Source organism: Oceanipulchritudo coccoides (genome assembly GCF_010500615.1).
Lineage (GTDB): Bacteria > Verrucomicrobiota > Verrucomicrobiia > Opitutales > Oceanipulchritudinaceae > Oceanipulchritudo > Oceanipulchritudo coccoides.
Genome location: NZ_JAAGNX010000003.1, coordinates 814,353 through 840,122, shown reverse-complemented (window position 1 = coordinate 840,122; position 25,770 = coordinate 814,353). Strand labels below are relative to the sequence as shown.

Sequence of the window (25,770 nt, the reverse complement as noted above, 5' to 3'; positions counted from 1 at the left end):
ATGCCTGGGTAATCGGAAGGGCCGCGGGACATCGTCGATCCCAAACCTGGGCAATCTTCATCAATCCCAAACATATCGTTCATCAAATTCAATTTTCATATCCATTCATATTCATATCCGGGCACATACGTCCCCATTCACATTCATACCCAGGCATCGGGTTCGGCGTTGCGGAACCCTCAACCTGGGCTAGATATTGCGGCCCGTTGGGCCATTTGGGATGCCTGGGTAATCGGAAGGGCCGCGGGACATCATCAATCCCAAACATATCGTTCATCAAATTCAATTTCGTGCTGCCTTAAAAGCGCACGGAATTCATTCTTGAAATTGGAATTCCGATGGTGCTGCTTCTGATTCCGAATGTAGGCTTGGACGGCCGACCCATTTGACTCACTAACCGAGAATGCTCCATATCCGCTCTGCCAATAAAAGTTCCTTAGGGCATCATCCTTCCTCCGCAACCAGTTTGTGGAGCTTCTCTTCAGGTGTGCTACAGTGTCTGCAATTGTAATGGTTCGGCCGAGCACAAATAATATATGTGCATGATCCGGCTCCGTATTTAGCTCAACGGGATAACAGTTCATGTGTTTTAAAATCCCACCCATGTACGCGTGAAGCTCGGTTCGAATTCCGTCATCAATAACTCGTTCGCGATTCTTCGTGGAATAAACAAGGTGGATTTGGATTTTAGCGAGCGATTGTGGCATGGATGAATGTCACGGTTGTCGGTTGAACGATTCAAATTTCCAAATCGATCAATTTTAACCCAAGCACCCACCATTTTAAGGGTAGTCCGGTTTCCCCCGCCGCTGTTTCTTTTCGGAGAGCTGTTTCTTGTTGGTGATGCGGCGTTCCTTTGAGCCGCGGGTCGGGCGCGTGGGCTTGCGGGTTTTCCGTGGGGCCGCGGCGGCGAGGATAATTTCCTTGAGGCGCTCCAAGGCGGCCTCGCGGTTTTTTGCCTGTGTGCGGAATTCCTGTGCCTTGATGACAATGACCCCGCCCTCGCTGATCCGGTGGGCGGCATGGGCAAAGAGCCGCCGCTTGTAGAAGTCGGGCAGGGAGGATGCGTGGATATTGAAGAACAAGTGAATCGCGGAGGAAACCTTGTTCACGTTTTGTCCTCCGGCCCCCTGGGCACGTACCGCCTGCATGAGGATTTCCTCATCGGGAATGGTTACGCGTTCAGATAGACGGAGCATGGGTGGGTCCGGATTGCCTATGGTTCCCCGAAGAACTTTTCAAGGATAGCGGGATCCTTGAGCTGGTCGCCATGCTTGCGGATGACCTCCTGGAAGGCGGGGTTGTCCCGCAATGGCTGGAGCCCGAAATCAACGAGAAGGTTTCCGGTAGTGATCCCGGAGGGACTGGAAAGGATCTGGTCGACCAGCTGGCATGCGCGGTCGGACTCACCGATAACGGTGAAGGAGATGGCGAGCTTCAACATGCTTTCGAAATAGTCCGAGAAGTTGCGGGACGGATCGGTTCGCTCGAGGGCCTTGTCCGCCCATTCGAGGGCTGCCTGCTTTTCGCCGAGGCAGGCATGGGCATAGGAGCGCTGGGCAGCATGTACGTCGGGCCGGTACCGGGCCGTCCATCGGCCCTCGAGGGACTCCTCCATCTCCTTGAAGAACCCGCGGAAGTAGGATTGGGCAAGGGCCTCGTTGCCGCTCTTGAGGTAGATCCACGCCCTCATTTCAGACAGTCGCCAGAGCGACAACTGCTCCTGATCGAGACCGGACATGTATCCGAGAGCCTCGGCGTAATTCCCCGAGTAGAACGCGTAATAGGCCCGCGGCAGGTCAGTCATTGCCTTGTTGTCCTCGTTGTCCTGGAAAAAGGAATCGAAGTAAGACCGGTTGCCGCTCCAGAGGGCCTGGATCTGGGCCTTCATGAATCCGTAATTTAAAAGGATGGTCTCCGGATCATCCTGGAGGGCTGTATTGCCTGATCGCACCTCCGCGATCTTCGCGTCAAGGAAATCGACGGCCTCCTGGTAGCGCCCATTGAGCGTGTAGGCTTGCGCCCAGAACCAGGTCACGCCGGAGAAAACGGTCAACCCCTCCTCCTTGGCCTGTTCGACTATTTCGAGGGCGGCAGCGTGCTGGCCGGTGGCATAAAGCGATTCCAACAAGGCATAGTAGGTGTAGACATCGACGACCCCGCGACTTTCCTTTTCAAGCTGGATCGCCTTCTTGCTGTAGGGGATGGCTTGGTTGGGGCGGTTCTCGTAATGGATATAGTAGATGCCCAAATGCTTGTTCACATCGAAGCCATCCGGATTGACCGCATAGGCGTGCTTGAGGATAAGGTAGAACTCCTTGCGCCAGTCGGGATCGAACCGGTTCCGCAATCCAAATATTTGATCAGAATATGAGATGCCTGTCAGCTTGTCGTAGGCCTCCGGATTATCCGGGTCGAGGCGCACAATTTCGGCGATGATTCCCTTGATGGCCAGTGACCTTTCCTGCGAATCCGGGGCTGTGAAATCCCAAAATTCGACATACCGGGCCTGCAGTTGCTCGTCGAGCTCAGCCAGCCGGGCGTCCCGAATCTCCCTTGCCTTGTCGCTGGGGGGGTAAGCCGCTTCCAGCGCTTGGTAAACCCGGATGGACAGCTCGAAAGCAATCTCCTTGTTGAATTGGATCAGGTCCTCGGCATCGGCTGGATCACGGTCAAAGGATTTTGCCCAGATATGATTGTCCGTGGCGGCCTCGATCAATTGAAGGGTGAGGCGGAGCTTCTGGCCAATGCTCTGGATGCTTCCCTCGACGATGAAGTTGGCATTCAGGGACTGACCAATCTCTGGGATGCTCGCGGTGAAATCACCGAAGCGAAGGGTGGAGGTCCGGGACACCACGTCGAGCGGATCCATCCCGCTGAGGACCGTCAGCATCTCGTCATGAAGGCCTTCTGCCGTCACCTTGATACCGGGCTCATCGGAGATGATTGTGAAGGGAAGGACCGCCAGGGTACCGATGACATAGGGCCGCTCCGTGGAGACGGCTGCGCTGGTCGTCGCCTCGGGCGCGGGATCTGATTTGCTGAGGTAGAAAAAGATGGAGAGCGTTCCGAAGATGAGGGTGGGCAGGGCTGCCGCCATTCCAATGGCATACCAGTTGCGCCTGCGGTTCAGGCCGGGCTCCGCCTCGTCGGATTTATCCCGGTCCACATCGGCACTCTTCTTGACCCCTCCCGGTGTGAGCTCGAAGGCCCATGCCAGGATGACTGCAACCGGGAATCCAAGAAGGACCATCAAGACAACAAACCGGAAGGCCCAGGTGGGAATCCCGAAATCCGAGAAGGTGGCAGAGGCCACTTGGATGATCAACCAGCTCACGACCGCGTAGGTCGCCGCCACACGGAAGACCTTCCGGCGCTTCAGTTCGCCGAGAAAGGTGGTTTGCTTTTCCGGGGTTTGCTCTGTTTCAGGTGATTCCACAAGTTGCTTGATGCTGATCAAAAGAAGGGCCGCCAGATGGCCAACCTTCGAAGAATCCAAGACATTCACCATGGTTAGGCAAGGGTAATAGAATCCCTGTCCCGGTGCGGAAACGGTTGTTTTTAGCGGCAGACCTGTCAGGCTGGGTCTGCTCCCTTGGACGAGTTGTATGAATCACCTATCGCTGGAGGAAATTAAACATGTCTGAGAAACCGCTTACATTCATCAAACGAGACGACCTGCTTCCCATCTGTCCACACTGCGAGAAGGAGCTGACGGAGGTCCACACGCGATCGAAAGGCTTTCCCATCGCACACGGGACAAACGTGGTCTACTTCTGCCCCCACTGCCGGAAGGTGATCGGCTTTGGGCAGGGCCGGATGCTTTAACAGGCCGGGGTAGGGAGCGAATGTGGTCGCTTCGCTACTTGAATCATGGAGACTGTTCTCCATGCAGGTTGAAAAATTGAAGGTCACGATCTGGGCGGCGGATGCGGCCCGGGCGGCAAATTTTTATCAGACGGTTTTTGGCGCGTCGATCAGTAGGCAGAATCCGCACATCACGGAATTGTCGGTCGCGGGCGGCCTGATCGCGATCCATGGGGGCGGGGAAGGCAAGCAAACCTGGACCGGCCTGACCTTCCAAGTGGCGGATGTGGTTGCAGGTGCGGCCGAGGTCATTGCGGCCGGCGGCAAGTGCGCGCGCGAGCCTCAACCCGAGAATGGCGAACCGCCGCATCTGGCCATGTGTGAGGATACCGACGGCAACCAGATCATGCTCAGCCGCGCACGGAGCTGAGGCGCACTGTCGCCTCCCTGAATCAATGACGCCCTAATCCTTCTGGTACACGCGGACCCAGTCGACATACATGAACTGGGGGAACGGGGTCGTGGCGTCGGGGCGCCCGGCCCATGCACCGCCAACGGCAATGTTCAGGAGGATAAAATACTCCTGATGAAACTCTCTTTTGTCCTCTGTTGAAATGTCGACGGTGGCGTAAGTTTCACCATCCATCTTCCAGGTGATTGCTTCCTGATCCCACTCAACCTCGAAGACATGGAACCGGTCAGCGAAGATGCCCTTTTCTAATTCGAAAGGGATGGCCTCCAGCATTTCGTGCTTATCTTCCATGTCGGCAAAGTGGATGTTCGCCTCAACCACAGCATCGTTCTTGCTTCCATACATCTCCATGATGTCGATTTCCCCGCAGAACGGCCATGGCGTATCGCCACCATTCTCATCGCAGTTTGTCCCGAGCATCCAGAAGGCCGGCCACATCCCCTTGCCGTGGGGGAGTTGGATGCGGGCCGCCACCTTGCCATACTTCCATGCCTGCTTGCCAGCGGTGTTTAACCGCGCGGAGCTGTACTGGTCGCGCCCGTGCCAATCGCCGTGATGGATCGCCTTGATGACGAGGCAGCCCTCCTCGACGTAGGCATTGTCCACGCTGTCCGTATAGGCCTGCCATTCCTTGTTGAACCGGCCCGCCTTCACGACTTGCCGGTTCCAGTTGTCCGGGTTGAGGGTATCGCCCTCAAATTCGTCTGCCCAGACCAGCTTCCATTCCTTGTCCGGCTCGTAGTCATCCGTGTGCAAATTGGAGGCGGGATAATCAGGGGATTTGGAATTCATTTGATAGCCGATTATGATGAGTATGGCGAGGACGCCAAGCAGGAGGATAAGGGATTTCCGGTTAGCCATTGTCTTGATGTTTGTTGCGACGGCAACGCCCCGAGCAGTAGATGATCGAGTCCCAGCAGCGCGCCCATTTCTTGCGCCAGGCAAAGGGGCGCTCGCAGACCGGGCAGATCTTGGTAGGCAGGTTGGGTTTCTTGTGAGCCATGGACGAGAACTTGGCCCAGAATTTCACCGGTGGCAAGAATTGCCCAGCCCGAGGGCCTGCTTGCCCTTCCTGGGCCTCTGTGATGTTGGAGGAAGTCCTCTATTTCATCGACAGGCCCGGCTCGCAATAGCACGAGGAAGCAGGGATGAAATCGGCCTTGGCCCAGGCTTCCTTGAGTTGCGGTTCGAGGGAATTGGCCTCGTCAGTTTTATCCTGCGCCAACAAAGCCAGCTTCAGTCCGGTGAGGGCCCAACCGTTTTTGCGGTTGCGAAGAAGATCTTCACGGTAGACTGCTTCCGCTTCAGCGGCGCGGCCATCCGCCATCAACAAGGCACCCAATGCGTGCCGCACGGGAAGCATCCACCCGGGCGGCTCATCGTAGACAAGCGCATCCTCGGCTTCGATTCCGGCGCGCAGGCAGGCAAAGGCTTCGTCGGCCTTTCCTTCGCGCCACAAAAGCTCTCCCTCGATCATCGCATTGGCGATTGGGAGGACTTTGTCGACCCGGTTGTTGAAAATATGCCAATCCTCAGGAACGGCTGCCATGGCTTTCTGGAAGGCCGCCATTTCCTCCCGCGCCTGCTCGGTCCGCCCAAGGGATGAACACGCAATGGAACGGGCATAGAGCCGGACAGCATTACTGACCAGACGGTAATCCTTGTAGGCTGGCTCCTCCAGAATCTGTTCCCATTTTCCAAAGCGGATCAAGGTATGGAAATTGGCTGGCATGATACCATCAATCAAACCGGCAAACGCCATCAAGGGTTCCTCTGGCATTTCCCGCTCGAGATCCCGCGCTGCCGTCATGGCTTCCTCAAACCGACCGGACATCATGGCCGCATAGCAGAGGAAGTGCAGATTGTGCGCGTAATAAATCGCATAGATGGCCGGCGCCGGAGCTTCCTTGAAATAGGCGCGATCCACTTCCACGGCCCTCTTGTTGTCGTCCACCGCATCGGCGTAGCGACCGACCCGGATGTAGATGTGCGAGGGCATGTGCACCAGATGTCCCGAGCCCGGGACCAAGGTGCGCAGCCGGTCCGCGGCCGGTATGGCGCGGTCGGGATTCTTCGAGGCTTCGACTGTATGAATATAGAAATGGTTTGCCCCGGGATGGTCCGCGCGGGTGGCCAACACCTTCTCCAGGACCGCCACAATTTCCTCAACCCGTCCCTTTGGGCTGCCATCAACAGTCCAGTAATCCCACGGTTGCAGGTTCATCAGTGAGTCCGCGTAGATGGCCCCGATATCCGCATCGTCGGGAAACTGCTCATAGGCTTTTTGCATCGCATCCGCATAGGCGCGATCCAATGGCTTGCGGTCCTCCGGCGCGGGCCACTCGTAACGGGCCGATACCGCATGGATCAGGGCCTTCTCGACCGGTGTCGCCGATCCGGCAAGGGCGAGCGCCTTGTCAGCCGCTTCGCGCGCTGCCTCGGATCGCTCCTCCGTCATTTCAGGATCGTTGATGTTGACTCCGTGGGCGTAGGCAATTCCCCACCAAGGCATCGCTGCCGCCGGGTCCTTCACCGCGGCTGCCTCAAAGGTCCGGATCGCTTCGTCATGGTTAAACCCATACAAGAGTTGCATCCCTTGGTCGAATAGCGCCTGGGCCTCCTCGGACTCGGTTGTCATCGTCCGATGGTAATTGCCAAAGCCCGGATAAAGCCGGCCCTCGCCAGCCTCTACAGAGAACGGGGTCGCCAGCATCAGCAGGGCAATCGCGCTTTTGAATGTAGTCAGAAATGGGAAATTTCGCTTCTTCATAGGTTTAGTCGCTTTTGTTATTGGGTCGATCGCAAGGGGTCTCCCATTAAGCAACTAATACATCTTATTAGCAAGGGTTATGTTCTGCGCGCTGGCGGGATGTTCCGGTTGTTGCTGGACCGGTTTTCCAGATTCCATTTGCCCGTAAGTTTGGCGAGGCCAAAAATTAGTATTTCTACTAGAAACACATAGCTACACTAATATGGCCTTGCCTGCGGGGCCTTTGTTTTGATAAGCATTTTCCATGGATACACGATTCCCATTCTTCCTCTTGCTCATGAGCTTCCTGCCGCTTGGCGCGCAGGCCCAAATCGACTTTATTATCGCTGGATACGATCAATTCATGGTCCAGACCTCATCCGACAAGCTGGTTCCTTTCGGCTTTCGCTATAATTACCGGTTTGGGAATAACATCAGTGTGGAGGCGGGTATTTTCACCTCCGGGGAAACGATCACGAATGGCACGTTTACGGGTCCCTCCTTTCCCGGAGGAGAGCCTCTTGAGTTCTGGCCGGAGGATCCGGGATACGGGATCGAGGCGGAGGTCCAGAATCCGGAGCAAGTGGCCGGCGTCATTTCGCCCGGCACATACACATTCAGCGGAACGGGAAATTCAGTGGGCGCGTTCAGTGAAACCATCACCATCGGCAGCTACAATCCCTTGACCCCGTTAAAAGTGACCAACTTTAACGACCTGATGTCATTGGATGTCACTCAGCCGGTGACAATCGAGTGGGAGGAATTCACGGAGGGGCAGGGCCCCGGCATCAGTGCCGGTTATGCCGGGTTTGTCCAACTCCGGATCGACGGGTATGATCAGTTTGGACTCAGCTTTTCCTGGAGCTCTGATGACTTCCATCCGGAAGGCGCCTTCGGCTTCCTGCCCACCCGCACATCGTTCACATTCCCGGCAAATACTTTTAACAACAATACCGTGTACATCGTGAACTTATATTTTCAGCGAATTGATACAGCATCCGATGCGGTCACTGTGCCGGAGGCTTTGGTGGCGACGCTCACCGGCTATGAAATGGAGTTCAATATGAACGGCAGTTTCTGGGCGGGTTATGAGGTTCAGCCGAGCGGCTTTGTCTTTGCCCAATTCTGGATTGGTGGCGGCGTGTATGTTCCGCTGGCGCCGTGGGTCTGGTCATTCAAGACGGGCGACTGGCTCTTTGCTGTTGAAGAGGTGGTAGCGACCGACAGTGGCTGGGTCTATGTCCCTGATCTGGCGGAAGGGACGCAAAGCCTCGGGCTGGTCATGGTCGACGGAACGGATTTTGGCTACAGCCATGTCCTCGAGCGTTGGATGTATGTCCGTCCGGGTGGTCTTGAGGCAGGCTCCGGCTGGGTCAACCTGTACGGTAGAGCCTTCTTTTAAGCCTTCGGATTCCCCTTTGATAATCCGGGATTGATATCCGGGGATTGTGGCCGTACCGGTGCCGCTCTCCCTGCTGGTTTGAACTTGTCTCAATCCTCCTGATTGGCTATAAGTCATATAGGAGGTTTGCATGAAAAAGCAGTCGAACAAATCAGCTATTATCATCCTCATCGCCGCGATGGCCTTCCTCGTCTTCTGGTTTGGCTACAGCACCGCCATGAAGGTGTTGCGAAGTGACCAGTCAGTCGGGTTTCGATTGCCGCCCGGAGATGTTGAAGCAGGCAAGGTCACTTTCAGGGATCTTCGGTGCATGGATTGCCATTCCGTGAAAGGATCGAAGGATTTTCCAATGCCGGACCGCCCACAGGAATGGCATGTTGTCCTTGGCGGGGAGATCCATGTCGTGAAGACCTACGGGGAACTGGTGACAGCGGTCATTCATCCCTCGGAAAGTATTCGCCCGGAAGTCCACAAGATCCTGATGAACGCCGATGGCAATTCCATCATGCCGGACTTGACGGCCCAGATGACCACACGGCAGATGATTGACCTCGTGACCTACCTGCAGAACCAGTACACCGTGGTCATGCCCCAGTATCCGATGAATTACTATCCCTACGAGCTTGAATACGGGCCGTAAGGGAGGAGCGTTGTCGCAGGCAAAAATGGCGGTGGGAGAGGGATTCGAACCCCCGAGACCGTTTCCGGCCTAACGGTTTTCAAGACCGCCGCGTTCGGCCACTCTGCCATCCCACCGTGTTGAATTAGATTATGCCGGCCAAGGGGAGCTTGCCCGACGAGTTTGGAATTAGGCGTAATTCCTGAACGGAATCAAGCCATTCCTGTGGCCTCTGGAAGAAGCCTCAAAATTAATGGCCGTCCTTGCCCGTGTGGACATGTCCGTGATCAATTTCCTCCTTGGAGGCTTCACGAACTTCGATAATTTCCACGTCAAACTTGAGATCAACACCGGCCAGCGGGTGGTTGGTGTCGACGGTGACCTTGTCGCCATCGACTGCCTTGATCTGGGCAATCCGGGGGCCTTGCGGGGTCTGGGCCTGAAAGCGCATGCCCGGCTGGAGGTCGACATCTCCCGGGAATTGGTCGCGGGAGGCCTCGACAACCAGGTCGTCGTTGGGCTCGCCGTAGGCTTCGGCGGCAGGGACTTCAGCAATCAGCTTGTCGCCGACGACTTTGCCCTCGAGCTGCTTTTCAAGCCCGGGAATGATGTTTCCGTGGCCGTGCAGGTAGGCGAGGGGATCCTTGCCTTGGCTGGAGTCGAGGACTTCGCCAGCAGGGTCGGTCAGGGTGTAATGCATTGAGACAACGCTGTTTGATGATATCTGCATTCTGGGGAGGCTAGCCGCAGGGCTTTGGGAAATGCAAGGGATTAGTTCCCCTCGGCCCTTCCCGAATCTCATTTTGTCAGTTGTGCGACAGGCTTTCCGTGTTAGTTTTCTGGAAATGGACCAGTCTGTAAAACAAGAACGCTACCGGCAGGTACGACACCGCATCCAAGCATTGATTGAGGGCGAATCAGATGAAATTGCGGTCATGGCCACCATTGCCTGTGAGCTGCACAACAGTTTCGAATATTTCCATTGGACCGGCTTCTATCGCGTGGTTAAGTCAGGTTTGCTGAAGATCGGACCCTACCAGGGCGGGCATGGTTGCCTGGTGATCCCTTTTGAGCGCGGGGTCTGTGGGGCCGCGGCAAGGGAGGCAAAAACGCTGCGCATCGATGATGTGGAATCCTTCCCGGGACACATCGCCTGCTCCAGCACGACCAAGTCGGAGATTGTCGTTCCGGTGATGGACAAGTCCGGTTGCGTGCGCGCGGTGCTGGATGTCGACTCGGACCTGCCGGCGGCGTTTGATGAAATCGACGAGGCCGAGCTCACCGCCATCTGCACGCTGGTTATTTAACTACGAATTGCACGAATTTTTCTTATCGTTTTTCAGGTTAAGGAATCGTTCGTACTCCAGTTTTCTTGGATTTCCAAAATTGATTAATATCCCCAGCTGGAACCCTGTTGATTTGAGGTAATTAATTGTCTGAGCTCGATGCTCCTTAGCCAATTCCTTATGGGCTTTGATTTCCACAATCACAGATTCAAAGCATAAGAAATCTGCAATGTATCTGTGCCGTAGGTGACAATCCTTGTATTGAAGCCTTAATGAAATCTGGCTTTCGAATGGAATACCTCGCTTGCGAAATTCAATCTCAAGACATTCTTGGTAAACCGCTTCAAGGAATCCATGTCCTTGAAGGTTGTATACCTCAAAGCAGGCACCGACGATTTTGAATGATTCTTCTTTGTAAATCAGTGGCATTCGTTGGATTCGCGAAATTTGTAGTTAACCCTCAAAGTATACCGGACTCGGCGAATGAGTAGTAGCCGCTGCCGGCCGGGTCGTGCTCGCGCTGGCCGATGATGACATGGTCCAGTAAATCGAGTTGTACGACTTTCGAAGCTTCGCGCAATTGGCGCGTTGCCCGGATGTCCGCCTGACTGGGCGAGGGGTCGCCACTCGGATGGTTGTGCGCACAGACCAGTGCCGATGCGCTGTTGCGGATGGCTTCGCGGAACACCTCCCGCGGATGTACCAAGCTCGCCGTGGCTGTCCCGCTTGTCACCGCCTGGCAACGGAGCAACCGGTTCTTCCGGCTCAGCGACAAGACCCAGAACTTTTCCACCGGTTCCCCGTCGGCAATCGGGCGCAACCAGTTGTAGATACGTTCCGGGCTATCCATTAACGGCGCCGCCTCGCCGGTGGAGAGGACCCGGCGCGCTATCTCAATCATCGCCTGCAACTGCAAGGCCTTCACTCCGCCAATGCCGGGGTACGCCTGCATGTCCTCCACCGTGAGCCGCAGGAGCCCGCGCAGGGATCCGCTACCGTGGAGGATCTTATGGGAAAGGCTCAGGACATCGCATCCGCGCGTCCCGCTTCGCAGGACAATCGCCAGCAACTCAGCGTCCGAAAGGGCATTGGGCCCTTTCATTTGCAAGCGCTCCTGCGGCCGTTCGCCCAATGGAATGGTATTCAAGGAAGTCATAGAAATTAGCTAATCTTTAAAGCGTTACTTAAGACACCTGCTGGTCAACGGAAATTTTCAATTGTCATCGGGTAGGCGCTTGGCACCATTTGTGTTCCCATGTCAGCCCCCAAGGAAATCGAGGAATCCCGTGCCAGCGCACCCTTTCACATCATGGTAAAACCAATCGGGCCGAAGTGTAATCTCGATTGTACCTATTGTTTTTATCTCGAGAAGGAGGTTTTGTTCGGAGACGGGGAGCGCTGGAAAATGGATGATGCCACGCTGGAGTCCTATGTGAGGCGCTACATCGAGGCACAGCCGGCCGATCCGGTGACCTTCGCCTGGCAAGGTGGCGAGCCAACCCTTTGCGGTGTGGATTTCTTCGAGAAGGTCGTCAAGTGGCAGAAGCAGTATGGCAAGGGCCGGCAGATCGATAATGCCTTCCAGACAAATGGAACGCTCCTCGATGACGAGTGGGGAGCCTTCCTTAAGCGTGAGAATTTCCTTGTCGGGCTCAGTATTGATGGACCCGCCGAGGTGCATGATGCACTACGGGTCAAACGAAGCGGGGCGGGTAGCCATGCCGAGGTAATGAAGGGGCTTGAGTTCCTCAAGAAACACCGCGTGGATTTCAACACGCTGACTTGCGTCAACCGAGCCAACCAGGACAAGGGCGCTGAGGTGTACGCCTTCCTGAAAGGCATCGGGTCGCGCTACATGCAGTTTATCCCGATTATCGAGCGCCTGCCCGACGCAGAGGCAAAGAAGCTGGGTTTGAGCCATGCCACTCCTCCGAAATTTGCCGAGGAGGACGAGAACCTTGATGCACCCGTCACCGACTGGAGTGTTCAGCCAAAGGCTTACGGGCGCTTCATGTGGAGCATGTTCAAGCGCTGGGTCCAGCACGATGTCGGAAAAATCTATGTTCAATTGTTCGATGTCGCGCTTGGTAAATGGGCGGGTGTCCCTGGTGGGCTCTGTGTCTACAGCGAGGAATGTGGACGGGCCATGGCGCTCGAGCACGATGGAAGCCTGTATTCGTGTGATCACTACGTTTATCCGGAATTCAAAATCGGCAACATCAATGAGCAATCGATGGCCGAGATGGCCGACAGCCCCCAGCAGAAGGCATTTGGAAAGGCCAAGCGCGAGACCCTTCCCAAGTTCTGCATCGAGTGTGACTTTCGCTTCACCTGCAATGGTGGCTGCCCGAAACACCGCTTCCTGCTCACCCCCGAGGACGATCCCGGCCTCAATTACCTCTGCTCGGGATACCGTTTTATCTTCGGCAAGATGGACCCCTACATGAAGGCCATGGCAGAGCTCTACCGCAACGGCCAGCCCCCAGCCGCGGTAATGCAACTGATCAAGGAAAAGCGCCTCCCCAAGCCGGCGTAACGGAGCCTATGAGTCGGGCCTTCAGGCCCGGTTGTGGCGTGACCGGCGCTAAAGCGCCGACTCCGTGTGGCGGTTCTTCGGGATAATTCTCGTATCCAAGAGTCGGGCCTTCAGGCTCGGTTGTGGCGTGACCGGCGCTAAAGCGCCGACTCCGTGTGGCGGCTTCTCGGGATAATTTTCGTATCCATGAGTCGGGCCTTCCGGCCCGGTTGTGGCGTGACCGGCGCTGAAGCGCCGACTCCGTGTGGCGGTTCTTCGGGATAATTCTCGTATCCAAGAGTCGGGCCTTCAGGCCCGGTTGAGGCGTGACCGGCGCTGAAGCGCCGACTCATTGTGGCGCTTAGGTCAACTCCTTCTTCAACGCTTCCAACTCTTCCCAGCGCGCGTATTTTTCGTGAAGGATTGTATCGATTTCATCAAGACGGATCTTGGCCGTCGCGCCAAACTCCGGATCTGACTTGAGTTTTTCCGGGTTGGCCAGATCTGCGGCGATTTGTTCCTGCTCAGCTTCAAGGGCCTCAATCAAGGCGGGGAGTTCGTCGAGTTCGCGTTGTTCGCGATTGAGGAAGCGCCGGGCTTTCTGCGGCTTGCCCTTTTTTGTAGTGGATTTGTCAGTTTGTCCGGCAGGTTTTGTGGGTGCCTGTGATCGCTTTTTGAAGGTGAGGTAGTCGCCGTATCCCCCGACAATCGGGCGGATGGTCTTGTCGGGCTCAAAGACCAGCAGCTCGGTGACCACATTATCAATGAAGGTCCTGTCGTGGGAAACGAGGAGCAGGGTTCCATCAAACTGGTCGAGTTGTTCCTCGAGCAATTCCAGTGTTTCCAGATCAAGATCATTGGTGGGCTCGTCCATCACGAGGACATTGAACGGGCGGGTGAAGAGCTTCGCGAGGAGGAGACGATTGCGCTCCCCACCGGAGAGATTGTGGATGGGCGCTTGCGCCTGTTCGGAGGTGAACAGAAAGTCCTTCAGGTGGCTGACGATGTGCTTGCGCTGGCCACCGACCTCGACGAATTCATTTCCGTCGGAAATGTTTTCGACGATTGAAGCCGCGTCATTGAGCACTTCCCGGTTCTGGTCGAAGTAGGCCACCTGCAGGTTGGTCCCGTGGGTGACTGTGCCGCTTGGCGGGGTTAGTTTGCCCAGCAGGATCTTGATCAAAGTTGTTTTTCCGCAGCCATTTGGACCGAGGATGCCAACCCGGTCACCACGGAGGATTTCGCAGGAGAAGGGTTTGAAGACCAACTGCCCCTCGTATTCCGCGGAGATCTCTTCCGCGTTGATCACCTTGTGACCGGATGCCTGCTGGCTGGCGGTGACATTGAGAGCGACATTGCCCGTCTTGGAGCGCCGTTGCCGGTGCTCTTCGCGCATCTTGAGCAAATGCCGTACGCGTCCCTCGTTGCGCGTGCGCCGGGCCTTGATGCCTTGACGGATCCATGCCTCCTCCTGAGCCAGCTTCTTGTCGAAGACCGCGTTCTGCTTGCTCTCCGCTTCCAATGCTTCCTCCTTGCGGATCAGGTAGGTATCATAATCGCAGTTCCAACGGGTCAGCTTACCCCGGTCAAGATCGAGGATCGACTTCGCCAAGGCGCGGATGAACGACCGGTCGTGCGAAATGAACAGGAGGGCACCTTTGAAATTCATCAGGACCGACTCCATCCACTGGATCGCCTCCACATCCAGGTGATTGGTAGGCTCATCCAGGAGGAGAATATCCGGTTCGCGCACCAGACAGGCCATCAGCAGGACCCGGCGCTTCTGGCCCGAGCTCAGGGTCGGGTAGGGCGTCTCCTCCGACATCTCAAGATCGGAGAGGCACTTGTGCAGGCGCGCCTCCACTTCCCAATCGTCAAGGTGCTGGTCGCTGAGCTGGTCTCGCAAGGCCTCTTCGACGGACTTTCCCGGCAACTCGGGAATCTCCTGCGGCATCGTCGCGACCAGCGGCTTGCCCTGAAGGATGCGTTCCCCGGCATCCGGCGGCACTTCGCCTGAAATCACCTTCAACAGGGAAGACTTTCCGGACCCGTTCCGGCCAATCAGGGCCAGCCGGTCACCTGGCTGGATTTCCATCGACGTCTTGTCGAAAAGTGGTGGCCCCCCATAGGCAAGGGACAAGTTGACCAATGAAAGCATGGGGTAGTTTAAGCAATCTGCGCGGATAGCGAGTTCAATAATTCTCTCGCCAGAATTCCGCCAATTTTACAATTTGTCAGAATGACAGCATGGATAATATTAGGAGTTCTATTGGTAATCGTGGTGATGTTGGCGCTCTACGCGGTAGGCATCTACAACAGCCTGGTTACCCTGCGTAACCGATTCAAGAATGCCTTCGCGCAGATTGATGTGCAGCTCAAGCGGCGCTATGACTTGATTCCGAACCTCGTCGAGACGGCCAAAGGCTATCTCAAACACGAGCGCGAGACGCTGGAAGCGGTCATTCAGGCGCGTAATGCGGCGGCATCCGCTGGAGCCAAAGCGGCTGGAAATCCGGGCGATCCAAGCGCCATCAAGGGCCTCATGGGCGCGGAAACCGCCCTCGGCGGGGCAATGGGCCGCTTTTTTGCCCTCGCGGAAGCCTATCCCGACCTGAAAGCCAACCAGAACATGATGCAGCTCACTGAGGAACTGACCTCGACGGAGAACAAGATCTCCTTCGCCCGCCAGTCCTACAATGACTCAGTCATGACCTACAACACGCGGCGTGAGCAATTCCCGGCCGTGATTTTTGCAGGCATGTTCAACTTCGGCGAAGCCCAGCTCTTTGAGATTGAGGACGAAGCGGAAAAGGCGGCCCCCAAGGTCAGCTTCAATTCCTGAGGGTCACTCTGCTCAATTGCCTGAATGGATTTCTTTGAAGCTCAAGACAACGCCATCCGGAAGACGAAACGGCTGGTATTCTTCTACGCGGTCGCGGTGGTTTGCATCGTGGTTTGTGTCTACCTGGCAGTCACCGTCGGGGAATTCACCTACCACCAACTCTCACGCCCCGAAGGTGCGACCTATTCGCCCATGGATCGTATGGATGTGGTGGACACGGGACGCATCGTATGGACAGCCATTGGGGTTGTCCTGCTCGTCGGCATGGGATCGCTCTACAAGACCCTGTCCCTGCGCGGCGGTGGAGCGAGTGTCGCTACCTCCCTTGGCGGGGAACGTGTCGACCGCAGTACCAACGACCACAAACGCAAGCAGTTACTCAATGTTGTCGAGGAAATGGCCATTGCTTCAGGTGTTCCGGTTCCGGAAGTGTATATCCTCAACCGGGAAGCTTCCATCAATGCCTTTGCCGCGGGGTGGGGACGGGATGACGCGGTCATTGCCGTTTCGGCGGGTGCCCTTGCCACTTTGAGCCGCGACGAGCTGCAGGGTGTAGTGGCTCACGAATACAGCCACGTCCTGCACGGTGATTGCCGGCTCAATATCCGCCTGATGGGCGTGCTCTTCGGGATCGTCATGCTGACCATTTTCGGTCGCCTCCTGGGATCGATCTTCCGTGGTGGAATTTATGCCAGTGGTGGACGCCGCAGAAGCAGCGGGGGCGGCAAGGGTAACGGCGGCGCGCTGATCATTGCCGTGATTGTCGTGGTCATTCTTGTCACCATAATTGGCTACATTGGCAGCTTTTTTGCCCGCCTGATCCAGGCGGCTATCTCCCGTCAGCGCGAGTATCTGGCTGATGCTGCAGCGGTACAATTCACACGGAATCCCGATGGCATCGCCGGTGCGCTCAAGAAGATCGGCAGTCACTCGACCCATGCCGTTCTTGAGCATCCCAGCGCCAGCGAGGCGGCACACATGTTCTTTGCCGACGGGCTGGCCCGTGGCTTCAGCAGCGCGCTGGCCACGCACCCGCCTCTTGATGAACGCATCCGGCTCATTGATCCACAGTGGGACGGTAAGTACGATCGCCATCGCCCGGTCAAAAGAAAACCCGAAAAGGCTCCCTCCGAAGAAGCTGCCAAGGCGGCCCGCCCAAGCGGTCGCCAGATGATCGAGGGAATGGCCATTCTCGGGGCGATCGGGACCATGAGTACCGGAAATCTCGCTACAGCGCAGCAGATCACCGGGGCGATTCCCGAATCCCTTGACAGCCGCATGCGCGAAAGCGAGGGCGCCCGAAAGGTGATTCTGGCCCTTGTCATGGCTGATAACACCTTGGATGACGACGCCCAGTGGAAAGTCGTCGAGGCGGCATTCTCGCCGGATGAGATTACCTCAATCCGCGAGGCATATGATCAGGTCCTTGCCCTGCCAAGGGAGACCCGATTGGCCGCGCTGGAGTTGTCGACTACGACGCTTACGCAGTCCCCGCTGCCCGGCAGGGAAGATTTTCTGACCCTGCTCAACAGCCTGATCCAGGTGGATGAGCACCTGAGCCTCTATGAATTTTGTGTGCGGCGAATCCTACGCGAACGCCTTGCCCGTGGCAGTGGCTCGGCCAGCTCGGATTCATCAGTCCAATACATGCAGTTAAAACCGGAAGTCGCCAAAGCGGTTGGGAATCTGCTCTCCATTGTGGCCCGTGAAGCGGCTGGAGCCGGTCAGCCGGCTGCGCTTGTCTCGGAAGCGGTCACTCCACTTTACCTCCTGAATGGCAAGGTTAGCTATCACGAGGCCGGGGAAGGCGATATGGGCCAATTAGATCATTCCCTGGATATCCTGCGCTCATCCGCCTTTGCTATCCGCGCCCAGTGCCTCCGGGCTGTTGTCCATTGCATCAAGGCAGATGGCAAATTGCTTCCCGAGGAAGCAGAATCTCTCCGCATGTTGAGCCTCAGCCTTGACTGCCCGGCCCCTCCGCTGGGTGGCGCTTTATCCAATTGACAAACTGGTCGGATAGACTAGTTTAATTGGATGAAAGCAACCCATTCGATTGGCGCCTTTGAAGCGAAGACCAAGTTGAGCGAACTCCTTGAGCGAGTCCAGCGGGGTGAATCATTTACCATCACCAAACATGACCGCCCTGTGGCTTCGCTCACTTCCTATTCAGCGGATTCCCGGGAAAAGCGAAAACACTCGGCAGACAGGATTCTGGAGGAACGGGGTCACTACAAACTTGGCGGACTGGATGGGAAAGCGTTGCGCGAGGAGGGTAGGAAATGAGCCGATCCTTTGTCCTGGATTGCTCAGCCACTCTTCCGTGGATCTTTGCTGACGAGGCGAGAAAAGACTGTGATGGATTGTTGAGGGAACTTGGAAAAGGCGCCGCAGCTTGGGTTCCCGCATTGTGGCATTTGGAGCTGGGCAATGTGTTACTGGGGGCGATGAAGCACAAACGCATTGATCAGGCCGGGATTGAGATATTTCTCTCCAATTTGGGAGAACTGGATATCCGCATTGATCCTGAAACGATGAAACACGCATGGGTTAAGACGATAGATCTTGGAATTCAATACAAGCTAACGACATACGATGCCGCATATCTGGAGCTTGCTCTTCGCCAGGGTTTCCCGCTGGCGACACTCGACAAGGGGTTGGTCCGAGCGGCCCGTACCTCGGGAGTGGAGCTCTGTCTTGGGAGAGCCTAAGCATATGCCTTGACTGCCCGGCCCCTCCGCTGGGAATCTAAGGGCATGGATTGTTGCAAGCCGGAAAAGGGATTTGGAAGCGCGGAGGAGCCTTCGGATGAGAAGCACGCCTCACGTGCGCCTGATCTGTCCGGCATGATCCGCCTCGAAGGCGGGACTTTCCTGATGGGCTGCACGGACGAGGACGGCTGGCCCGCGGATGGTGAGGGTCCGGTCCGGGAAGTGGAGCTCCGGCCCTTTTATCTGGACATGACGACCGTGACGAACGCTCAGTTTGCGGAGTTTGTCGAATCAACCGGCTACAAGACCGAAGCGGAACGTTTTGGATGGTCCTACGTCTTTCAACTGCTGGTTCCCGGAAATATCCTGCGCAAGCTGCAGGGCTCACGCAAGGTGGATGGCCTGAACTGGTGGGTGGGCGTTGAGGGCGCGAGCTGGAAAAAACCGGAAGGACCGGGGAGCAACATCAAGAAGCGCATGAACTATCCGGTCGTGCATGTCTCCTGGCATGACGCCAAGCACTTTGCAGACTGGGCCGGCAAGCGCCTCCCGACTGAAGCAGAATGGGAATATGCCGCGCGGGGCGGGCTCGTCCAAGAGCGTTATTGCTGGGGCAATGAGCTGACCCCCAAGGGCAAGCACATGTGCAACATCTGGCAGGGGGACTTTCCCAAATCCAACACTGCCGAGGATGGCTATGTCGGGACCGCCCCGGCAAGGAGCTTTCCGAAGAATGGTTACGGATTCTATAACATGGCGGGCAATGTCTGGGAATGGTGTGCCGACTGGTTCAGCCCGACCTGGCATGTGCCGGACAAGCCGGAGACACGGATCAATCCCAAGGGCCCGGAAACCGGCCAGGATTTCGGCAAGACCGGTGGTCCCGGGCGCGTCATGCGCGGCGGTTCATACTTGTGCCACGATTCCTATTGCAATCGATATCGCGTTGGCGCACGTACGGCCAACACGCCCGATTCTTCAACCGGTAATTGCGGGTTTCGCTGCGCCGCGGATATTCCCGACTCCCCTGTAGCGAAAGAATAGCGACACGATGGATCAACAATTAGCACCATTGGCTCCTCTGGAAAAGGGTGCTGAAACGGAAACTATCCTCGAAGCCTTCCTGACGGCAATGGAGGAGAGTGGGTTTGAGCTCTATGCGGAGCAGGAGGAAGCAATCCTTGAACTGTATGAGGGACGGCACGTCATCTTGCGTACGCCCACGGGGTCTGGCAAGTCACTGGTTGCCGGTGCGCTCCTGTTCCTTGCGCTCTGCAGGGGTCAGCGGGCGGTCTACACCTGCCCGATCAAGGCACTTGTGAATGAAAAGTTCCTTTCCCTGTGTCGCGCTCATGGGCCCGACAACGTGGGCCTCATGACCGGGGACGCCACTGTAAACCCGCATGCCCCGATCCTTTGCTGCACAGCTGAGATTCTCTCCAACATGGCCTTGTGTGGTGGTGAGCGCGCCAAAATCGAAGCGGTTGTCATGGACGAGTTCCATTACTACGGCGACAACGAGCGCGGTGCGGCCTGGCAGGTGCCGCTGCTCCTGATGCCGCAGACCCAGTTTCTTCTCATGTCAGCCACACTTGGTGACATGACAGACATCGAGGATGACCTCACCCAGCGAACCAATCGCAAAGTGGTGACCGTATCGAGTGACACACGCCCGGTTCCCCTCGAGTTTTCATATTCCGAGGAGGCGATTGTGCAGAGAGTGGAGGCCCTCGCGCAGGAGGGCAAGGTGCCGGCCTATCTGGTCTACTTCAGCCAGCGTGCGGCGACAGAAGCCGCGCAGGGATTCATCAGCGTCAATCTCTGCACGCGCGAGGAGCGCGAGACCATCGGAGAGATTCTTTCCAAACAATCTTTCAAAAGCCCCTTTGGCAAGGACCTGAAACGCTGGTTGCGGCATGGCATCGGGGTGCACCATGCAGGTTTGCTGCCGCGTTACCGCATCCTGGTCGAGAGCCTTGCGCAGCAAGGCTTGCTCAAGATCATCTGTGGCACGGATACCCTCGGTGTGGGGATTAATGTGCCGATCCGGACAGTGGTCTTCACGCAGTTGTGGAAATACGACGGGCGCAAGTCGGCCATTCTTTCCGTTCGGGACTTTCGACAGATTGCCGGACGAGCCGGTCGGCGGGGCTTTGATGATTGTGGCTACGTGATTGCGCAGGCCCCGGAGCATGTGATTGAGAACAAGAAGGCCGAGGAAAAAGCCGCAGCCAAAGGCGGAAAGAAAAAAGTATCGAAAAAGTCAGCACCAGAAGGCGTTCCTGGCTGGGATGAGAAAACCTTTGCCAAGTTGCAGACTGCGCCGCACGAGAACCTCGCCCCGGTATTCAATGTCGACCACGGCATGCTCCTGCTTGTCCTTAGTCGTGACGAGGACGGCTGTCGTGTCCTCCGGCAGTTAATCCGTGATTCGCATGTCACCGACTATCGCAAGCGCGAGCTGCGCAAACGCGCATGGGAACTGTTCCGGGCATTGCATGACCGGGAAATCATCTCACTGATCGATCCCCGGCCGAGCGGCCGCAAGCTGGAGGTGAATATCGAGTTGCAGGAAGACTTTTCATTGCATCAGGCCCTCTCGCTTTACCTGATCGACACCCTTGAGCAGTTGGATCCGGAGGATTCAGAATATGTCCTGCAGGTCCTCAGCCTGTGCGAATCCATCGTTGAGGATCCCGATGTCATTCTCTACCGGCAGATTGATAAGTTGAAAGAGATCCGTATCCGGGAAATGAAAGAGGAGGGGATTCCTTACGAGGAACGGATGGAACGGCTGCAGGAAATCGAGCATCCCAAGCCAATGCGGGAATTTCTCTACGATTCGTTCAACGAGTTCAAGGCCGGGCATCCGTGGGTCGATGAGGAGAACGTGAAGCCCAAGAGCATCGCCCGGGAGCTGTTCGAGGATTATCTTGGATTTAGCGAGTATGTGAACCGCTACAAGTTGCAGCGCTCCGAGGGTGTGTTGCTCAGGCATTTGTCTCAGGTGTACAAGGTCCTTACGCAGACCGTTCCAGAGGCCAAAAAGACCGAGGATGTCTGGGACGCTGAGGATTATCTGGCCGACATTATTCTTGGGACCGATTCCAGTTTGCTGGATGAATGGGAACGCCTCAGGGATCCAAATTATCAGGCAAGGGAGGGGAGTGATAAGCCCGAACGGGCGGAGTCATACGACCTGACCCGCGACACAAAGGCCTTTCAGCGCGAGATCCGGACACAGATCTTTGGCCTTCTGAAAACCATCCTCAGCAACCATGCCGAGCCGGAGATTTCCGATCAATTCCTTGCCTTTTTTGAATCCCGTGAATGCTTCCTGCTCGATCCGGAAGCCCGCAACAAGAAGCACACTTACTTTGATTCGGATAAAGAACCCGGAGCCCTTGCTGTCTCGCAGGTGCTTGTCGATCCCGGGGGCCTCAATGACTGGGAAGCAGTTTTCCGCGTGGATATCCCGGCCAGCCGGGAGAAACAGGAGGTTGTGATGAGATTGACCGGCGTTTACCCGGTTGGCGGTTAGTCTAGCCATATTGGGCACAAGCGGTTTAAATTTTTCCTAATAAACCATCATGCACAGACGTTGTTTCATTGAAGAGACCCGGTAGCGCTGCCGGGACAAACCTTAAACCACAATGAAACATGAACCACAAAACCCTGATTCCGAGTGGATGCACTCAATTGTCGAGGCGCATGCTGCCGATCTCACACGCTATGCAGCGTCCATCCTTTTTGACACCGATGCGGCGAAGGACGTCGTGCAGGACGTCTTTCTCCGTCTATGGAAGGAACCGCGGGAACGTATCGCAGATCACGTCCGGCCGTGGCTCTTCCGTGCTTGCCGGAACCGTGCCCTGGATATCCGGCGGAAGGGAGGGCGTATGAAACCGCTCGACGAATCCCACACCGCCCAGGCCGTGGCTGAAGGTCCCGGGCCGGCTGCGATGGCCGAACAGAATGACCGTCATCATCAGCTCCTGCATTTGATACGTCATCTCCCGGACAACCAACAGGAAGTGGTCCGGCTCAAGTTCCAGAATGGAATGAGCTACAAGGAAATCGCCACTGTCACCGAGCTGTCGGTGACCAATGTCGGTTTCCTTCTGCATACCGCAATCCAGACCCTTCGCGCCCGTGTCGGCGCCATTGGGGAATAATTAGAATCAGGAGAATTATTAAAATGAAACTTTCAGTAAATGACCCAAAGCTCACCGCCTACGCACTGGGTGAGATAGAAAATGAAGAAGAGCGCGCAGCCATTGAAAAGGCTGTTGCTGAGTCGGATGAGCTCCGCCAGGCTGTTGCCGAAATCCGCGACATGGGAGCGCTTTTGAGTGCCGGCCTCGGGACCGAAGCCGCGCCGGAGCTCAGCGAGCTCGACATGGCACGGATGGAGCAGGCCGGGAAGAAGCAGGCTGGGATGCCTGCAACACATGGAGGTCGCCCGGTGCTCGCACGGATCCTTTCATGGCCAGCGTTGTCCGCGGTTGCCGCAGCGGCAGCGGTGGCCCTCTTTGTCTTCGTCCTTGTACCGCCGTATGAGACGATGCAACCGTTGCCTGAGCCATTTGTGGATGAATTTGGCCTTGTCCCAGTGGATATCCTTCCTTCTCCGCCAGAGGAGCGTCAGGATGCCGAAAGGGATAAGGAGAAGAACGAGCGGCTTGCCCAGGCTGTGGTTACTCTGGAAAAGAAGGCTGATGTCGATTCCGCAAATAGTCCTGCAGTCATGGCCGATCAGCTCTTCGAACTTTCCCCCTTTGAAGTGTCAGTCGCTGAAGATATTGGCTATGCCTCGAAGAGCACCTTGGCTGCCAGCAGGATGCCGCCCCCGGGCATCGTCGATATCCGGCAACGGACTGAGCAATGGAATACCGAAAGCTACGACACCATTGAGGAAACGGGATTCCGTTCACCACTGGTGGCTCCGCTGTCCACCTTCTCGATCGATGTCGACACGGCCAGCTATGCCAACGTGCGCCGCTTCCTGAACCAAGGCCAGTTGCCTCCTGCCGACGCGGTACGCATAGAGGAACTGATCAACTACTTCCCATATGCGGATATGGCTCCGGGCAAATCCCTCGAGGAGGGAGGCGATCCATTTGCAGTGCACATGGCCCAGATGCCGGCGCCTTGGAATGATGAGCACCGCCTTTTGCGTATTGCCTTGAAGGGATACGAATTGCCATGGGAAGAACGCCCGGCCTCAAATCTTGTTTTCCTTCTGGATGTCTCCGGCTCGATGAACAACGCCAACAAGCTCCCGCTGGTCAAGGAGGCAATGGACCTGCTGGTGCGGCGTCTCGACGGTCGTGACCGCGTGGCGATTGTCGTCTATGCCGGTGCCTCCGGTCTGGTCCTTCCCTCGACTACGGCCAACAACCGCGAGACAATTGCCCATGCGCTGCAAAACCTCTCTGCAGGCGGCTCGACGAATGCCGGTGCGGGCATCCAACTGGCCTACAAGGTGGCGCGTGACCACTTTATTCAGGACGGCAATAACCGCGTTATTCTCTGCACCGATGGCGACTTCAATGTCGGGACAACCAACCGTGGCGAGCTCGCGGAAATCGCCGACAAGCAGGCGGAACAGGGCGTGTCCCTGACCATCCTCGGCTTTGGCATGGGGAACTACAAGGATGACATGCTGGAGGAACTTTCCAACAAGGGGAAGGGGAGCTATGCCTACGTCGATTCCAGCGCCGAGGCCCGGAAGGTCTTCCTCGAGGACCTGACCAGCAACCTCTTCAAGATTGCCAAGGACGTGAAGATCCAGGTCGAGTTCAATCCGGCACAGGTCGGTGCGTATCGATTAATCGGATACGAAAACCGGCGCCTCAAGGCGGAGGATTTCAATAACGACAAAAAGAAAGCCGGTGACATCGGTCCCGGACATTCCGTGGTCGCCCTTTACGAAATCATTCCGGCCGGGACGGACATTGATCTTCCGACAGTCGATCCCCTGCGCTACCAGGATAGCCCGGGTGCCAAATCAAAGGGCTCGGAAGTCGCCACCGTGAAGCTCCGTTACAAGCAGCCGGACGGGGACGTGAGCAAGCTCATCTCCCGGACAGTGAAGCGCGATGACCTTCTGTTCATCGACCAGGCATCCGCAGATTTCCGTTTCAGCGCGGCTGTGGCCGCCTTCGGCATGCGCCTCAGCGGGTCCGAATTCATCGGTGACTTCAGCTTCAACCAGATTGAATCCCTCGCAGCAGGCGCCATTGGGAATGATCCCGGTGGCCACCGCTCCGAGTTCACCGGCCTGGTCCGCTTAGCGGAGTCGCTCAAAAGCACCCCCGAACAGATTCCACCCAGAGGCGATCGTTAAACTCGCTCCTTTCGATGGCAGCTACCGATTCCCCGGAATAGAAAATGTATTCAATGTTAAAAAGGGGAGGTAGTTTTCATACCGACATGTGTGGCCAGTTCCATTTGACGCTTGTCAGTTGTGATGAGTTCACGAATTCCCAAGCTTCGTGCGCAGGCGACATGCAGGGCATCAAGCGTGCGGCAACCCGTGACTCCGGCGTAGGAATTTGAAAAAGTCCGGCAGAGCTTCCAGACAACATCCCAGTCGATTTCAACAATCCGGATCACCCCCGATACAATGTCATCTTCAATGTCAGCGATGGCGCTGGTAGCGGCCGCTTCATCACACTCATTCCGAAAGTATTTCAAGCGGAAGGCGGAAACGCATTCAGTCCGGTGCAGTGAATTCAGATAAAGAGGTTCCTTACGCTGGGTCACGAAGCGGCGAACAGCGGCTGATGTTTCTTCGAGAGTGTACAGCTTTAGGATGATCCCGGAATCATAATAACAGTTCATCTTTCTCCCCGGTCCGCATCCAACAATTCATCCGATGAACTGCCGGTCCATTTCTTCCCCCATGTCGTACGTGCCCGCTTGCCAAAGTCCGGGAAAATAACCTTTTCCCCCGTCTCAGCGCGGACAAGTCGCGCCACTACCTTCTTGCGTCGCGTGATATAGACACTCGATCCCTCCTCAACTCGCTGAAGCACCTTCGAGAGGTTGTGCTGGGCCTCCATGATCGATACCTTTATCATAACGCATAAATTTAGCGCATAACGATAATAAGACAAGCCAATTTTTCTACCGTCCATTTTGCTGATTATTTGGCTTGTCACCAGCCCTCTCCTTCATTTCCGTCCTCCTCTTTGGTTGTTCGTCCTGGGACTGACAACTTGGGCCTGACGGCTCAAACTATTGGGGGCGCTTAGCTCAGTTGGTTAGAGCTCCTCGTTTACACCGAGGAGGTCGGGGGTTCGAGTCCCTCAGCGCCCACCATGCTTCCTCCGCCTCACTGCGTTCAGCGGAGCTCTGGATGG

General features: G+C 56.4%; 27 protein-coding genes and 2 tRNA genes. 15 read left to right on the top strand and 14 right to left on the bottom strand.

Annotated elements, in window-relative coordinates:
* Nucleotides 1–254: 254 nt before the first annotated feature.
* From tnpA to G0Q06_RS14130, 3 genes are all read right to left on the bottom strand, one after another.
* On the bottom strand, nucleotides 255–707 hold the full coding sequence (gene tnpA, locus G0Q06_RS14835) for an IS200/IS605 family transposase (protein ID WP_163967332.1): 453 nt from the start codon (nucleotides 705–707) through the stop codon (nucleotides 255–257).
* A 75-nt stretch (nucleotides 708–782) separates the two neighbouring features.
* The gene (gene arfB / locus G0Q06_RS14135) at nucleotides 783–1,199 is read right to left on the bottom strand and encodes an alternative ribosome rescue aminoacyl-tRNA hydrolase ArfB (protein WP_163967331.1); all 417 of its coding nucleotides are present in this window, start codon (nucleotides 1,197–1,199) and stop codon (nucleotides 783–785) included.
* A 17-nt stretch (nucleotides 1,200–1,216) separates the two neighbouring features.
* Nucleotides 1,217–3,499: a hypothetical protein gene (locus G0Q06_RS14130; protein WP_163967329.1), complete on the bottom strand. Its 2,283-nt coding sequence runs from the start codon at nucleotides 3,497–3,499 to the stop codon at nucleotides 1,217–1,219.
* Between the two features lie 140 nt (nucleotides 3,500–3,639).
* Here G0Q06_RS14130 and G0Q06_RS14125 point away from each other — a divergent pair, with 140 nt between their 5' ends.
* Both G0Q06_RS14125 and G0Q06_RS14120 read left to right on the top strand, forming a co-directional pair.
* Nucleotides 3,640–3,828 carry a hypothetical protein gene (locus tag G0Q06_RS14125; RefSeq protein ID WP_163967327.1) on the top strand — a complete coding sequence of 63 codons (189 nt, stop codon included), beginning with the start codon at nucleotides 3,640–3,642 and terminating at the stop codon, nucleotides 3,826–3,828.
* A 22-nt stretch (nucleotides 3,829–3,850) separates the two neighbouring features.
* Nucleotides 3,851–4,237 carry a VOC family protein gene (locus G0Q06_RS14120; RefSeq protein WP_338045140.1) on the top strand — a complete coding sequence of 129 codons (387 nt, stop codon included), beginning with the start codon at nucleotides 3,851–3,853 and terminating at the stop codon, nucleotides 4,235–4,237.
* Between the two features lie 33 nt (nucleotides 4,238–4,270).
* Here G0Q06_RS14120 and G0Q06_RS14115 read toward each other — a convergent pair whose 3' ends face one another.
* The 3 genes from G0Q06_RS14115 to G0Q06_RS14105 form a co-directional block, all read right to left on the bottom strand.
* Nucleotides 4,271–5,140 carry a glycoside hydrolase family 16 protein gene (locus tag G0Q06_RS14115; protein ID WP_163967325.1) on the bottom strand — a complete coding sequence of 290 codons (870 nt, stop codon included), beginning with the start codon at nucleotides 5,138–5,140 and terminating at the stop codon, nucleotides 4,271–4,273.
* Nucleotides 5,133–5,282: a DUF2256 domain-containing protein gene (locus tag G0Q06_RS14830; protein ID WP_163967323.1), complete on the bottom strand. Its 150-nt coding sequence runs from the start codon at nucleotides 5,280–5,282 to the stop codon at nucleotides 5,133–5,135. The genes G0Q06_RS14115 and G0Q06_RS14830 overlap by 8 nt, the downstream gene beginning before the upstream one ends.
* A gap of 99 nt (nucleotides 5,283–5,381) precedes the next feature.
* Nucleotides 5,382–7,049, bottom strand: a complete 1,668-nt coding sequence (locus tag G0Q06_RS14105) for a tetratricopeptide repeat protein (RefSeq protein ID WP_163967321.1) — start codon at nucleotides 7,047–7,049, stop codon at nucleotides 5,382–5,384.
* 244 nt (nucleotides 7,050–7,293) lie between these two features.
* On the opposite strand from G0Q06_RS14105, the gene G0Q06_RS14100 reads away from it, so the two are divergent.
* A complete protein-coding gene (locus tag G0Q06_RS14100; RefSeq protein WP_163967319.1) occupies nucleotides 7,294–8,430 on the top strand; it encodes a hypothetical protein in 1,137 nt (378 codons plus the stop codon).
* A gap of 130 nt (nucleotides 8,431–8,560) precedes the next feature.
* Complete coding sequence (locus G0Q06_RS14095; protein WP_163967318.1) at nucleotides 8,561–9,070, top strand: c-type cytochrome; 510 nt, start codon at nucleotides 8,561–8,563, stop codon at nucleotides 9,068–9,070.
* A gap of 26 nt (nucleotides 9,071–9,096) precedes the next feature.
* Here G0Q06_RS14095 and G0Q06_RS14090 read toward each other — a convergent pair.
* A tRNA-Ser gene (locus G0Q06_RS14090) sits at nucleotides 9,097–9,186 on the bottom strand.
* Between the two features lie 113 nt (nucleotides 9,187–9,299).
* Nucleotides 9,300–9,779 (bottom strand): FKBP-type peptidyl-prolyl cis-trans isomerase, encoded by a 480-nt coding sequence (locus tag G0Q06_RS14085; protein ID WP_163967316.1) that lies wholly within the window; start codon nucleotides 9,777–9,779, stop codon nucleotides 9,300–9,302.
* A 115-nt stretch (nucleotides 9,780–9,894) separates the two neighbouring features.
* Between G0Q06_RS14085 and G0Q06_RS14080 the strand changes: the two genes are divergently transcribed.
* Complete coding sequence (locus G0Q06_RS14080; RefSeq protein WP_163967314.1) at nucleotides 9,895–10,356, top strand: GAF domain-containing protein; 462 nt, start codon at nucleotides 9,895–9,897, stop codon at nucleotides 10,354–10,356.
* Here the strand turns inward: G0Q06_RS14080 and G0Q06_RS14075 are convergent, their stop codons facing one another.
* Nucleotides 10,357–10,764 (bottom strand): GxxExxY protein, encoded by a 408-nt coding sequence (locus G0Q06_RS14075; protein WP_163967312.1) that lies wholly within the window; start codon nucleotides 10,762–10,764, stop codon nucleotides 10,357–10,359.
* Nucleotides 10,765–10,795: 31 nt separating this feature from the next.
* Nucleotides 10,796–11,491: a RadC family protein gene (radC, locus tag G0Q06_RS14070; protein ID WP_163967310.1), complete on the bottom strand. Its 696-nt coding sequence runs from the start codon at nucleotides 11,489–11,491 to the stop codon at nucleotides 10,796–10,798.
* 99 nt (nucleotides 11,492–11,590) lie between these two features.
* Between radC and G0Q06_RS14065 the strand changes: the two genes are divergently transcribed.
* Nucleotides 11,591–12,871 carry an anaerobic sulfatase maturase gene (locus tag G0Q06_RS14065; protein WP_163967308.1) on the top strand — a complete coding sequence of 427 codons (1,281 nt, stop codon included), beginning with the start codon at nucleotides 11,591–11,593 and terminating at the stop codon, nucleotides 12,869–12,871.
* A gap of 137 nt (nucleotides 12,872–13,008) precedes the next feature.
* Here G0Q06_RS14065 and G0Q06_RS14060 read toward each other — a convergent pair whose 3' ends face one another.
* Nucleotides 13,009–13,203 (bottom strand): hypothetical protein, encoded by a 195-nt coding sequence (locus G0Q06_RS14060; protein ID WP_163967306.1) that lies wholly within the window; start codon nucleotides 13,201–13,203, stop codon nucleotides 13,009–13,011.
* Between the two features lie 8 nt (nucleotides 13,204–13,211).
* Nucleotides 13,212–15,008, bottom strand: coding sequence for an ATP-binding cassette domain-containing protein (locus tag G0Q06_RS14055; RefSeq protein ID WP_163967305.1), 1,797 nt, complete (start codon nucleotides 15,006–15,008; stop codon nucleotides 13,212–13,214).
* A gap of 81 nt (nucleotides 15,009–15,089) precedes the next feature.
* Here G0Q06_RS14055 and G0Q06_RS14050 point away from each other — a divergent pair, with 81 nt between their 5' ends.
* The 8 genes from G0Q06_RS14050 (at nucleotide 15,090) to G0Q06_RS14015 (ending at nucleotide 24,752) form a co-directional block, all read left to right on the top strand.
* Nucleotides 15,090–15,692: a LemA family protein gene (locus G0Q06_RS14050; RefSeq protein WP_163967303.1), complete on the top strand. Its 603-nt coding sequence runs from the start codon at nucleotides 15,090–15,092 to the stop codon at nucleotides 15,690–15,692.
* A gap of 24 nt (nucleotides 15,693–15,716) precedes the next feature.
* On the top strand, nucleotides 15,717–17,699 hold the full coding sequence (locus G0Q06_RS14045; RefSeq protein ID WP_163967301.1) for a M48 family metallopeptidase: 1,983 nt from the start codon (nucleotides 15,717–15,719) through the stop codon (nucleotides 17,697–17,699).
* A 30-nt stretch (nucleotides 17,700–17,729) separates the two neighbouring features.
* Nucleotides 17,730–17,978 carry a type II toxin-antitoxin system Phd/YefM family antitoxin gene (locus tag G0Q06_RS14040; RefSeq protein WP_163967299.1) on the top strand — a complete coding sequence of 83 codons (249 nt, stop codon included), beginning with the start codon at nucleotides 17,730–17,732 and terminating at the stop codon, nucleotides 17,976–17,978.
* The gene (locus G0Q06_RS14035; RefSeq protein ID WP_163967297.1) at nucleotides 17,975–18,403 is read left to right on the top strand and encodes a type II toxin-antitoxin system VapC family toxin; all 429 of its coding nucleotides are present in this window, start codon (nucleotides 17,975–17,977) and stop codon (nucleotides 18,401–18,403) included. The genes G0Q06_RS14040 and G0Q06_RS14035 overlap by 4 nt, the downstream gene beginning before the upstream one ends.
* A gap of 45 nt (nucleotides 18,404–18,448) precedes the next feature.
* Complete coding sequence (locus G0Q06_RS14030) at nucleotides 18,449–19,447, top strand: formylglycine-generating enzyme family protein (RefSeq protein WP_163967295.1); 999 nt, start codon at nucleotides 18,449–18,451, stop codon at nucleotides 19,445–19,447.
* A 7-nt stretch (nucleotides 19,448–19,454) separates the two neighbouring features.
* Nucleotides 19,455–21,944, top strand: a complete 2,490-nt coding sequence (locus G0Q06_RS14025) for a DEAD/DEAH box helicase (RefSeq protein WP_163967293.1) — start codon at nucleotides 19,455–19,457, stop codon at nucleotides 21,942–21,944.
* Nucleotides 21,945–22,056: 112 nt separating this feature from the next.
* A complete protein-coding gene (locus tag G0Q06_RS14020; protein ID WP_163967292.1) occupies nucleotides 22,057–22,578 on the top strand; it encodes an RNA polymerase sigma factor in 522 nt (173 codons plus the stop codon).
* A 23-nt stretch (nucleotides 22,579–22,601) separates the two neighbouring features.
* Nucleotides 22,602–24,752, top strand: a complete 2,151-nt coding sequence (locus G0Q06_RS14015; protein ID WP_163967290.1) for a YfbK domain-containing protein — start codon at nucleotides 22,602–22,604, stop codon at nucleotides 24,750–24,752.
* A gap of 56 nt (nucleotides 24,753–24,808) precedes the next feature.
* Here G0Q06_RS14015 and G0Q06_RS14010 read toward each other — a convergent pair whose 3' ends face one another.
* Together G0Q06_RS14010 and G0Q06_RS14005 are read right to left on the bottom strand one after the other, a co-directional pair.
* Entirely contained in the window at nucleotides 24,809–25,249 is a 441-nt protein-coding gene (locus tag G0Q06_RS14010) for a type II toxin-antitoxin system VapC family toxin (RefSeq protein ID WP_163967287.1), read from the bottom strand.
* On the bottom strand, nucleotides 25,246–25,488 hold the full coding sequence (locus G0Q06_RS14005) for a type II toxin-antitoxin system Phd/YefM family antitoxin (protein WP_163967285.1): 243 nt from the start codon (nucleotides 25,486–25,488) through the stop codon (nucleotides 25,246–25,248). Before G0Q06_RS14005 ends, G0Q06_RS14010 begins: the two co-directional genes overlap by 4 nt.
* Nucleotides 25,489–25,652: 164 nt before the next feature.
* On the opposite strand from G0Q06_RS14005, the gene G0Q06_RS14000 reads away from it, so the two are divergent.
* Nucleotides 25,653–25,729: transfer RNA gene (locus G0Q06_RS14000), tRNA-Val, on the top strand.
* Nucleotides 25,730–25,770: the final 41 nt, after the last annotated feature.